This is a genomic window from Micromonospora yongxingensis (assembly GCF_052601155.1).
Genome location: NZ_JBQXEO010000048.1, coordinates 1 through 10671, shown reverse-complemented (window position 1 = coordinate 10671; position 10671 = coordinate 1). Strand labels below are relative to the sequence as shown.

Here is a 10671-nt window from a genome sequence, read left to right as displayed (position 1 = left end):
CGTCACGATGATGAAACCGTCGAACGAAGCGATCTTGCTCGCCCACTCCAGCGTGTGTGTCTGCTGGTACTGGCCCATCGACGGCGGGTACACCTCGTCCAGGTGCGGCAGCTTGTAGTCGAGCAGGTCGACGAGCTCGAACTCGGCGTCCGTGCGCTGTTGGGCCACCTCGTACACCCACTGGCCCACCGCCGCGCCGTTACGCCCCGGCCGGGTGCTGCCGATGATGATTCCGATCCTGGTCATGGCACTTCCTCCTGCGCTGAAGTAGAGGTCTTGCTGGCGGGGCAACGGTACGTCAACAAATTGCTTCGTCAAGCAAGTAAGCCCGACTCATGTCCACCGTCACATCGCACCGGACGACGGACCCGCGCGGGCCACAACCGCTTAATTGGGACGAAGAGGCCGGCGTGCTTCCTCCGATGACTGCCCGGGTGCCGCCCACAGCGGCATCGGCCGGCCCGACACCCGCCCGTACAGCCAGTCGACGACCGTCACCAGCACCACCGCGCCGGCCACGATGAGCAACTGGGTTGGAGTACGCAGGAGGCCCAGGCTCACGATCAGTGTCGTCGCACCTGCCGGGGGATGAGACGCCTTCAGCAGCACCAGTACCAACGCCGTCATCGCCACGGACCCGGCCGCCGCGATGATCCGCAGCCCGTTAACCCCCTCCTGGAGCACGGAGGGGTTGTCGGCCAGCCCGCAGGCCACCAGAAACCCGTACCCGGCCAGCAGGGCCACCCCGTGTCCGATGAACGTGTTGCGCGGCGAGGACTCCGGGGAGCCGGGCTTCTCCACGTGCAGCATCACCGCCGGCCCCAGACTGGGGAACAGCCACGGTTGATGCGTGGCCAGCGCGACCACCCCGGCGACCACCAGCGCCAGCACGCTGCCCGCGAAGGCGTGGGCCGGCTGCCGGGCCTGGCCCATGACGCTCTCCCTCTGTCTCGTTCCGGCCCGCACCGGCCGGCTCAGCGATACCCCGGTCGTCACACCTACCCGCCGTTACTGCGGGTCGTCGAAGCCCTCGGTCGCCCGTTCACGGCGCAGGTGCGCCAGCGCTCGCCGGCCCACATCGGTGCCCTCCCGGCCGAGCGCCTCGTACATGGTGGCGACCTTCTCGTAGGGCTGCGTGGGCGGCAGCAGCGGGATCGCGGGATCCACCATCGCCTCGATCAGCATCGGCCGGTCCGCCGAGAGTGCCCGGTCCCAGGCGGCGTCGACCTCGGCCGGCGTGGTGACCCGGCCGCCGTGCAGGCCCAGTAGCTCCGCCCAGCGGGCGTACGGGGCGTCGGGCAGGCGCTGGGAGTCGACGAAGCGCGGGTCACCCTCCATCTCCCGCTGCTCCCAGCTCACCTCCGCCAGGTCACGGTTGTGCAGTACCAGCACCACGAACCGGGGATCCGCCCAGTCCCGCCACCGGTGCGCGACGGTGAGCAGCTCGGCGAGCCCGTTCATCTGCATCGCCCCGTCCCCGGCGAGGGCCACCACCGGGCGGTGCGGGGCGGCGAGTTTCGCGGCCAGGCCGTACGGCATCGCCGAGCCCATCGAGGCCAGAGTGCTGGACAGGTGCGCGTCGACGCCGACGGGCAGCCGCAGGTGCCGGGCGTACCAGTAGGTCACCGACCCGACGTCCACCGAGACCTGCGCGTCGCCGGGCAGGCGATCGGTGAGGGCGTGCAGGACGTACTGCGGGTTGAGCGGCTCGGCTTCGGCGGTGGCCCGCCGCCGGGCGATGTCCCGCCAGCGGGTCACCTCGCCCTCGACGTGCTGTCTCCAGCTCCGGTCCGATCGGGGCGTGAGCAGCGGCAGCAGGGCCCGGATGGTCTCGGCGGCGTCGCCGAGCAGCGGGGCCTCCACTGGGTAGCGCATGCCCAGGCGCCGGCCGTCGATGTCGATCTGCACCGCCCGGGCCTGCCCCGGCGCCGGGTAGAACTCCGACCAGGGATCGTTGCTGCCGACGATGAGCAGCGTGTCGCACCCGCTCATCAGGGCGCTGCTGGCGGTGCTGCCCAGATGCCCCATGACGCCGGTGTGGAACGGCAGCGCCTCGTCCAGCACCGGCTTGCCCAGCAGGGACGCGGTCACTCCCGCGCCGAGTGCCTCGGCCAGTTCGACCACCTCACCGGCTGCGGCGCGAGCACCCTGCCCCACCAGGATCGCCACCCGCTGCCCCGCGTTCAGCAGATCCGCGGCGGCCCGCAGGTCGTCGGCGCGGGGGCGCAGCTCGGGCACCGGTAACCCGGGACTGGTCACCATGATCCCGTGCTCGTGCGCGCCGAGGTCGGGAGCGGGCGCGGTCTGCACGTCGTGCGGCAGGATCACACACGTCGGACTGCGGGTCGCCAGGGCCGTGCGAATCGCCCGGTCGAGGAGCATCGGCAACTGCTCGGGCGCGTACGCGGTCTGCACGAACTGGGCGCACACGTCGCCGTAGAGGCGTACCAGGTCGATCTCCTGCTGGTAGCCGCTGCCCAACACCGACGTCACCTGCTGCCCGACGATCGCGAGCACCGGCTGGGAGTCCAGCCGGGCGTCGTACAGGCCGTTGAGCAGATGCACCGCGCCCGGTCCCTGAGTCGACAGGCACACCCCCAGGCCACCGGTGTACTTGGCATGGCCGCAGGCCATGAACGCGGCCGTCTCCTCGTGGCGGGCCTGCACGAACTCGGGCCGACCGGCGCGGCGCAGCGCGCCCATCACCCCGTCGATGCCGTCGCCGGAGTAGCCGAAGACCCGGTCCACGCCCCACTCGGCCAACCGCGCCACCATCAGGTCCGACACCGTCGCGTCCGCCACCGCCCGCCTCCTTCGCCTCGACCCGCCGTCCCAGGATGTAGCCGTACCCAGAGCCGATCTGCCGAACCGGACGGACAGCACCTCTTCGGGTTCCTTACCTCGTCCGCCGCAGCCTGGGACGTCTCCGGCAACGCCGCTCGTATCGGATGCAACCGGACGTACCGTCGAGCGATGCGAATCGGTGATCTAATCCCGTTGGGAGCGCCGAGTGGGGGATGTCCTTCTGCATGAGGTTCACACGGGCGGCGGTGGGCGCAGCCCTGGCTGTGGTGACCGTGGCAGGGTGCGGTTCGGTGACCGACCGCGGCGATGCGGCGGCTGCCGTAACGGTGCGGATGCTGAACGCCGTCGCCGCCAAGGACGGGGCTGGCGCCTGTGCGCTGCTGGCACCCGACACCGTCGCCGAGCTTGAGCAGTCCGCCGACAAGCCGTGCGCCGAGGCCATCCTGGAGGAGGGCCTGCCCGAACCGGGCACGGTGACCGCCAGTGACGTGTACGGCCAGCGGGCACAGGTGCGGCTCAGCGCCGACACCGTCTTCCTCGCCTCCTTCCCCGGCGGCTGGCACGTGGTAGCCGCCGGCTGCACCGCCCGGGCTGACAAGCCCTACGACTGCGTGCTCCAGGGAGGCTGAGCCATGCGATTCCAGTTCGTTCTGCTGCTGCTCCTGGTCGCCGCGGGGCTCGTCTACTTCTCCGCGCTAGGGGTGCTGCACAGGTGAGGCGATTCCTGCGTGAGAACTCCCTCGGTCTGATCTTCGGTCTGCTGTTCCTCGTCACGTTGGGCGGTCAGGCGTTCGCCGGGCACGCCGATTTCAACCAGCGGCAGCTCAGCGAGGGTCTGCCGCCGGTGTCGCTCGGCCGGTACGTCGCGTCGGCGAGCTTCGCCGTGGACGTGACCGAGAACTGGCAGTCCGAGTACCTGCAGTTCTTCCTCTACATCTTCCTGACCGTGTGGCTGCTGCAGAGGGGATCACCGGAGTCGAAGGAACTCGACAAGGCCGGCCGCGAGTCCGACAAGGACCAGATGGTCGGCGTGTACGCCACCGACACCTCACCCGCCTGGGCGCGCATCGGTGGTCTGCGGCACACCCTGTTCTCCCACTCGCTGGGCCTGGTCATGGGCGTGATCTTCCTGCTGTCGTGGCTGGCGCAATCCATCACCGGAGTCGCCGCGTACAACGAGCAGCAGCTCGGCAACCTCCAGGACCCGGTGTCCTGGGGCCAGTACCTGGGCCAACCCGACTTCTGGAACCGCACCCTGCAGAACTGGCAGTCCGAACTACTGGCCGTGACGTCGATGGTGGTCCTGTCGATCTATCTGAGGCAGCGGGGGTCGTCGCAGTCCAAGCCGGTCGGCGCCGCGCACGCGGCCACCGGAGTGGAGGGCTGAGGATCCAGAGGTTCGACAATGAGGCCGGCGTCAGGTGCGCAGAGTGTGGCTGGGGCTGCTGCCGTAGGCGGCGCGGTAGTCGGTGCCGAATCGTCCGAGGTGGGTGAAGCCCCAGCGTTTGGCGATCATGGTGACGGTGACACCGGTGCCCGGGTCCGCGGCCTGCAGGTCGCGGTGGGCGCGTTCGAGGCGGACCTGACGGACGTACTGCATCGGCGTCGTGTCGCGGTGGCGGCGGAACGCGAGTTGCAGGGTCCGGGCGTGTACGCCGGCCGCGGCGGCGACCTGTTCGACCGTGATCGGCTGTTCGGCGTTGTCGTCGATGTAGGCCAGGGCTCGGCGTAACGCCTGCGGAGTGACCTTGCCGGTTGCCCGCAGACCCGCGTCCAGGCTGGTGTTGGGGAACACGGCCAGGGCCGTCGCCGCGAGCAGGTGGCGGGTGTTCCCGGCGATCAGTGGGTTGGCCATGAGAGCAGGGTCGGACAGCACGCTGCGGGTCAGGTGGGAGAGGGTCCGGGTCCAATGGCGACCGAGCGTGGCCGAGATCGGCCGGTAGCTGTCGAAGCGCAGGTCCGCGCCGCTGATGCCGGACTGCGAGTGGGCGACCTCCTCCAGCAGGGCGCGGGGAAGGCGGGCGATGAACGCGTCGATGTCGTCGAAGTCGGCATCCATGGGCTGATCCGGCAGCATCAGCGCCACCTCCCCGGACCGTAGCCGGTACTCGTCCTTGCCCCTGGCGACGGTGAAGTGCCCGCTCATCATGTGGGTGATGTTGAGGTCCCCGCCGGGGGCCGTCTGGAGCTGGGTGCGCGCCGAATAGTGCAGGCGGGTCACGTCAATGTCGGCGAGGCCGGTGGCAACGGTACGTAAGCCGGCTCCGTCGCGGCCCTCACCCGAGAACCGCACCGTGACGTCGAGGAAGGCCCGCCGGATGTAGGCGTGCGCCTCATCGGTGTCGGTGGTCGCGTAGCGCTGCCAGTGCGAGCCGGAATAGACAGTGCCGTCTGTCATGTCCGCCTCTCCCAGAGGGCCCCGCCAGGAATCCCCGGGCAAGCCTCTTGTCCACGATACGCATCACTTTCGCGCCAGGCGTAGACCACCGCCCGTCCCCCTGGCGCTACGACCCTGCTGCGGATAAGCAGCAGGTAGGTCGCGCTCGGGCCGATGCCACGGCGATTTAGCGGGTGCCCTTGGTCAAGCAGTCGGGCAAGGGCACCCACGTCCCGCCCGACTGCCTGTTCGCTGCTCCTGGCCGCCTTCAGCTGATCAAGACGCACGACCTCACGTGGCAATGCACAGCCCTCGCTGATCGCCTGGTGATGGATCCGCCGCGTCATGGGGTGTTGGCGTCGGCATAGCGCAGGACAGCGCCGATGCCGTGCTCCAGCGGTACGTCGTCGGGCTCCACGAGAATGAGTTCGGCGTCGGTGCCGGCGATGGCCCGCACCAGGGCGGCGTCGGCGCGTACCCGTTGGGGGTTCTGCACGCCGAGGGCGCGCGCGGTCTGTTCGTCGGCCGCGACGAGGGTGGGGTCGTCGGGGCCGATCCAGAGAGTGTCGGTGGAGGAGGCGTCGTTGACCAGCAGCACGGTGTCGATCTGCCCGCGCTGGAGCCCGGCAACGACCTCGGCCAGCCCGGTCGGCGCGCTGCCGTCCCCGGCCTGGGCCCGGTAGCGGTCGATGATGTCGCGGGTGTGTCGGTCGGTCACCTCAGCGATGGCCTGCACGGTCACGTCTTCCAGCGCGGCGTTGTCGGCCCCGGCGTGGCGGGAGCCCGCGTCGGTGCGCACCGTGCGGTCGCGCCACCGGACGGGTATCCGCTCCACGAACAGTTGCGCCGCCCGGACGTCCCCGCCGACGACGATCACCTCGGCGTCGATGGACTCGGCGAGGTCGACGGTGGCGGCGGCCACGTCGCCGGCGTTACGTTCCCAGGACACCTCGGCCGCCTGCTGATAGCGCCGGTGCGACCAGCCGCCGACCTGCACCTTTCGCAGCGGGAAGGTCTCATCGCCCTCGACCGTGCGCTGCCGGGGTGTGCCGTCGGCGGTGATCGCGTCGAGGTCGCCGCCGGTACGGTCGGCGAGCACCCGGACGTGCGGAACCTCCGCACGGCGCTGAGCGAGCAGCGGCATGACATGTGGCAGCGGGCCGTACTGCGCCTCGTCGCTCGGTGGCGGAGCGGGCATCGGCTCGACCAGGGCGACCTGCCCGGCGCAGGCGAACAGCGCCAACCCGTACCGGCCGGGCTGGGTCGGCCGGTCACGGACGGCTCCGTCGAGGGCGTCCAGCGTGGCGGCATCAACCCCCTGGTCGGTCAGGTCCTCCCGCAGCGCCCGCCAGCGCAGCTCCATCTCGTGGTCGGCGTTCTCACCTGCTCGGCTGGCGTCCAGGTAGACAGATGCCCACGGGCCGGGCTGGTCGAACAGCGGTCGCAGAAACCTCAGTTTCATGACAGCACCTTTCGTCGTTCCTCCTGGCACCTCCTACCCCGACATCTCGCGGCGTCACGTCTCGTCCCGGAATCACAACGATCGGCCCCGATGCGGTTCGACAGCGCATCAGCGGAGCTCGCCATGGCCCACGACTCGCCTCACCGGCAGGGCGTGGACGGCCTCATTCACCCAATGGGCGAACCCAGGCCGTACGCCCCCGGTGTCGACTGCGACGAGCAGTGACAACCAGTCCGCCACGCCGACCGTGGTCGCGATGACCTTGGTCTGTGTGCCGCACGGCCTCGACGACCTACTGGACGAGGTGGTGCTGGGCTGGGAGAACAGGGGTCCGGGTGACGTGGGTGAACCGGGGCGACTCCCTGCCACCCCAGGTCAAGGCGCAGGTCGCTAGACTAGGCGCTCGCGCCCTCGTAGCTCAGGGGATAGAGCATCGGTTTCCTAAACCGTGTGTCGCAGGTTCGAATCCTGCCGGGGGCACCAGGTCACAGCCTTGATCACCGATCATTGTTCCGCCCTCCGGGGCTTGCGTGCCCGCTGCGTGCCCGATCGCCTCGCCACGTAGCCGGTACCCCAGATGGTCAACAGAGGGCATGAGCGGTCACGTAGGTACGTCCTCGACCTGGCCCGCCAGGGCCTTGTCGGCCCTGATCTTCGACCTTCCAAACCGACTGTCTGCACGTCGTCGCATCAGCGTGCCTGCTGCTCCCAGCGATCCAGGTGCATTGCGAACCAGCTGGATGCCGCCACAGCTGCGGCGCCTGGGTCCACGCCGTCGAGTCTGAGACCGTCCGGAGGTGCGGTATCGATCAATGCTTCGTCCGCGCGTACCCCGTCGTCCCAGTTGAGACAGGCCGGGCTCCAGCCGCCTCGAAGGTTCGTGCCGTCATAGTCGAGGCGAAGCGTCTTGTGGACGTGGTCGCCGACCACGAAGTCGTACGAGGCAACTATCCATGGGGTGCCGTCGGGATCCTCGTGGTACCAGTCGTGCAGCCCTGGGACGCGCCACAGCAGTTCGCTGAAGAACGTCCTCTCTTCGTCAGTCGGATCACTGTCGCGCACACGCCAAGAGTGTCACGGAAGATCCGTTTGTCGTGCCCGCGCGGTGCCCGATGCGACGGACGCCAGGGGTCAACGGCGGGAAAGTCGGCGGGCCGCAGCAGGGACGGCAGTGCAGGCCGAGCCAGGTTGTCGCCCGGATGTGCCCGGCTGCATCGACACTTCCAAAACCGTGTGTCGCAGGCGATTCCTGCCGGGGGCGCCAGGCCAAAGCTGATCATGAGCTCGTACGGGTAGCCCGCAGAAGCGTCACGATGCTGCTCAGCTCAGGTCACGCGGTTGCGACTGCCGCGATGGCGGCGTGCGGTCGATGAGTGCCGTCGCTGGGCCGCTGTAGGCGCTCAGCCTCCGCGAAGCCGGCTCGAGTCAATCGCTCGGAGACCTCGTCGAGGGGCCAGCGATACGCCGTCACGACTTTGTGGTCGAAGGCGGCGACCTCGTCACCGACGAAGAGACCGAGCACCAGCGCACCGCCGGGCGCCATTGCCCGGCGGAACTCAACGAGCATGCCGTCGAGACGGTGCGGCGGGAAATGGATCAACGAATACCAGGCCAGGATGCCGGCGATGGAGTGGTTGGCGACGTCGAGGTGCTCTATCGACCCGAGTTGGTAGCTACCGTCGGGGTGAGTCGCCTGCGCATGGGCGATGAACTCGGGGACCATGTCGATCCCCCTTGCGTCGACGCCAAGCGAGCGAAGGTGCCCGGTGATGTGGCCCGGCCCGCAGCCCAGATCGAGCACCGCACCAGGTCGGCCCGCCAGATGTCGGCCGATGAAGGCGAGGTCGTCGGCGTGCACCTGCTGGCTGGTACCGAACAGCCCGATGTAGAGCTCTGCGACGGACGAATATGCCTGCCGGACCTGTTCGATCTGCACCGCAGGACTATATGAGCTGTCGCCGACCGCTGCCTCGGAACCCTCGTCCACGGGGTCGGTCTGCCGGCTGAGACAGAGGGGAGCGCCGTCGGCGACATCCGACGGCGCTCCCCTGACGACGTGACCGGTCAGAAGAACTTGTACATCTCCTCGGAGGCGCTCTCGGTCTCGTTGGCCGGCGGCGCGGTCACCGTCACCGGCTTGCCGAACTCGCTCATCTTCATGTCGGTGACGAGGTCGCCGAGGGTCTTCGTGGCGATCGTGTACGACAGCGCGGTGAGCCGGCCCTCGCCGTCGACGGTCGCTTCGAACGGGATGGCCTTGGGGTCCTTCGCCAGCTTGGCGGACGACTCGATGCCCTCACGCATTCCGCCGTCGGCGCTGGCGGCGGCGGCCGCCTTCTCCAGGTCGGCGGTGCCCTTGTAGCGGCCCTCGCCGGTTGCCTCGGCCGTCACGATGCCGCCGATGAGGCCGGTCTGCGACTTGAGGTCGAAGGACTGGCGCAGCGAGCTGTTCGGGCGCAGCTTGTTGAGGTCGATCTTCATCCACGGCTTCTCGCCTTCCAGCGAGTCCGACTTGATGTACGCGGCGTCCCCGATGAGCCGGGCCTCCATCGGCTCGGGGGCGTTCCCGGTGACGTGGATCGCCTTGGCGGCCGGGTCCATCTTTCCGTTGAGGGTGATGGACTGGTTGCCGGCCTTCACCGAGGCGTCCATGCTGACCGTGCCGGCGAGGCTGCGGTCCATGGCCTGCTGGACGACCGTGACCGGGTCGGCCGCGGACGTCGCGGGAGCGGTTGAGTTCTGGGCGGAGTCGCCGGAGTCGGTGCCACAACCAGCCACGAGGGCGGCGGCGAGGGCGATCGAAATGGCAGGGATCAGTCGACGCATAGACGTGACCCTAACGGTCGACCGTCAACCGATGTGCCACCCGGCTCCGGGAGCCGGTCCGTCGTGCCTGTCTGCGCGCACCGACAGTCCGCAGTGGCCGCTCGACCGAGGGGCCTGCCAGTGAGCGGTACGCATTCACGGCAGCCTCTGTAACGAGAATCCGCCGAAATGCGCTGCGCCTCGCCAGCCCTTCGCATTTCCACCGCCGGGAATAGGCTTCGACGTATCCAGGGCTGGCACCGCTGCGGCCTGTCCGTGCCTGGTTGGACGCGGATCGAGGGGGTCGCGTCCGACCTTGGCGCGGGTCACCGTTGGACCCGTCGGAGGAAGTCGTGCGTCGTACCCCATTGCTCGTCAGCCTGACCACCGTCGCGCTTGCCGTGGCGGTCGCCGGCGCCACACCGGCGTCGGCGATCAACACCTACAACGCTGTGCCCGCGCCGGAACGCACCGAGGTGGGCGCCCTGATCGTGCAGTGGGACCGCGACGGTGACCCCGGCACGCCGGATGTCGTCGACTGGTCCTGCTCCGGCACGATGATCGACCGTGACGTCTTCCTGACCGCGTCGCACTGCACCACCGACTGGGCACCGGGCGCGCGGTTCTACGTCTCACTCGACCAGGACGTGGAGGCCGCTCTCGCCGAGGCCAGGGCCGCCGGGCTCAGTCCCGAGCAGGTGGCCGCGGCGGTCGCCGTCGAGGGCACCGAGCACACCAACCCGGCCTACCCCGGTAACTCCGCGGACTCGCAGGACATCGCGGTGGTCACCTTCGACGCTGGTCAGGCCGCTGAGCTGGACCGCAGGTGGGACTTCACGCCGGCCACCCTGCCCACCGCCGGCCAGCTCGACGCGCTGGGCAGCCGCGCGCTGGACGCCGCCCCGTGGGAGGTCGTCGGGTACGGCACGGAGGAAGCCCTGCGCGGGCCGGGTGGGCAGACACATCCGGGTGGTGGCGTCCGGATGAAGGCCGAGCTGGGCTTCAACGCGCTCAACAAGACCTGGGTGCGGTTGGCGATGAACGCCAGCCGCGGCTACGGCGGCGCCTGCTACGGCGACTCCGGCGGCCCGAACTTCGTGACCGTGGACGGCCAGCGGATCCTCGCCGCCACCACCATCACCGGCGACGCCCCCTGCTACGCCACGAACGTGGTCTACCGGCTGGACGCGCCAAGCGCCCGGGCCTTCCTTTCCCAGTACGT

11 protein-coding genes and 1 tRNA gene are annotated in these 10671 nt (G+C 69.4%); 4 read left to right on the top strand and 8 right to left on the bottom strand.

Going from position 1 to position 10671, the window contains the following annotated elements; genetic code table 11:
- From ACTWLT_RS31370 to ACTWLT_RS31360, 3 genes are all read right to left on the bottom strand, one after another.
- Nucleotides 1-246, bottom strand: a 246-nt coding sequence (locus ACTWLT_RS31370) for an NADPH-dependent FMN reductase (protein ID WP_445321471.1), incomplete at its 3' end; no start/stop codon positions are given.
- A 141-nt stretch (nt 247-387) separates the two neighbouring features.
- A complete protein-coding gene (locus ACTWLT_RS31365) occupies nt 388-933 on the bottom strand; it encodes an HPP family protein (protein ID WP_445321470.1) in 546 nt (181 codons plus the stop codon).
- A 75-nt stretch (nt 934-1008) separates the two neighbouring features.
- Entirely contained in the window at nt 1009-2802 is a 1794-nt protein-coding gene (locus tag ACTWLT_RS31360) for a thiamine pyrophosphate-requiring protein (RefSeq protein WP_445321469.1), read from the bottom strand.
- A gap of 293 nt (nt 2803-3095) precedes the next feature.
- Here ACTWLT_RS31360 and ACTWLT_RS31355 point away from each other — a divergent pair, with 293 nt between their 5' ends.
- Nucleotides 3096-3434, top strand: a complete 339-nt coding sequence (locus ACTWLT_RS31355) for a hypothetical protein (RefSeq protein ID WP_445321468.1) — start codon at nt 3096-3098, stop codon at nt 3432-3434.
- An 83-nt stretch (nt 3435-3517) separates the two neighbouring features.
- Complete coding sequence (locus ACTWLT_RS31350) at nt 3518-4192, top strand: DUF6766 family protein (protein ID WP_445321467.1); 675 nt, start codon at nt 3518-3520, stop codon at nt 4190-4192.
- Between the two features lie 30 nt (nt 4193-4222).
- Here the strand turns inward: ACTWLT_RS31350 and ACTWLT_RS31345 are convergent, their stop codons facing one another.
- Both ACTWLT_RS31345 and ACTWLT_RS31340 read right to left on the bottom strand, forming a co-directional pair.
- Nucleotides 4223-5203, bottom strand: a complete 981-nt coding sequence (locus ACTWLT_RS31345) for a helix-turn-helix transcriptional regulator (RefSeq protein ID WP_445321466.1) — start codon at nt 5201-5203, stop codon at nt 4223-4225.
- Nucleotides 5204-5525: 322 nt separating this feature from the next.
- Nucleotides 5526-6644, bottom strand: coding sequence for a baeRF2 domain-containing protein (locus ACTWLT_RS31340; protein WP_445321465.1), 1119 nt, complete (start codon nt 6642-6644; stop codon nt 5526-5528).
- A gap of 407 nt (nt 6645-7051) precedes the next feature.
- Between ACTWLT_RS31340 and ACTWLT_RS31335 the strand changes: the two genes are divergently transcribed.
- Nucleotides 7052-7127: transfer RNA gene (locus ACTWLT_RS31335), tRNA-Arg, on the top strand.
- 207 nt (nt 7128-7334) lie between these two features.
- Here ACTWLT_RS31335 and ACTWLT_RS31330 read toward each other — a convergent pair.
- The 3 genes from ACTWLT_RS31330 to ACTWLT_RS31320 all read right to left on the bottom strand — a co-directional run bounded on the left by ACTWLT_RS31330 (nt 7335) and on the right by ACTWLT_RS31320 (nt 9470).
- Entirely contained in the window at nt 7335-7706 is a 372-nt protein-coding gene (locus ACTWLT_RS31330) for a hypothetical protein (protein ID WP_445321464.1), read from the bottom strand.
- A 268-nt stretch (nt 7707-7974) separates the two neighbouring features.
- Entirely contained in the window at nt 7975-8580 is a 606-nt protein-coding gene (locus tag ACTWLT_RS31325) for a class I SAM-dependent methyltransferase (RefSeq protein WP_445321463.1), read from the bottom strand.
- Between the two features lie 128 nt (nt 8581-8708).
- A complete protein-coding gene (locus ACTWLT_RS31320; RefSeq protein ID WP_445321462.1) occupies nt 8709-9470 on the bottom strand; it encodes a hypothetical protein in 762 nt (253 codons plus the stop codon).
- 332 nt (nt 9471-9802) lie between these two features.
- Here ACTWLT_RS31320 and ACTWLT_RS31315 point away from each other — a divergent pair.
- The coding region (locus ACTWLT_RS31315) for a trypsin-like serine protease (RefSeq protein WP_445321461.1) at nt 9803-10671 on the top strand (869 nt) is incomplete at its 3' end.

Coding starts and splice junctions, on each gene's coding strand:
- ACTWLT_RS31320 (WP_445321462.1), bottom strand. CDS start 9,470: ATGCGTCGACTGATCCCTGCCATTTCGATCGCCCTCGCCGCCGCCCTC.
- ACTWLT_RS31365 (WP_445321470.1), bottom strand. CDS start 933: ATGGGCCAGGCCCGGCAGCCGGCCCACGCCTTCGCGGGCAGCGTGCTG.
- ACTWLT_RS31345 (WP_445321466.1), bottom strand. CDS start 5,203: ATGACAGACGGCACTGTCTATTCCGGCTCGCACTGGCAGCGCTACGCG.
- ACTWLT_RS31340 (WP_445321465.1), bottom strand. CDS start 6,644: ATGAAACTGAGGTTTCTGCGACCGCTGTTCGACCAGCCCGGCCCGTGG.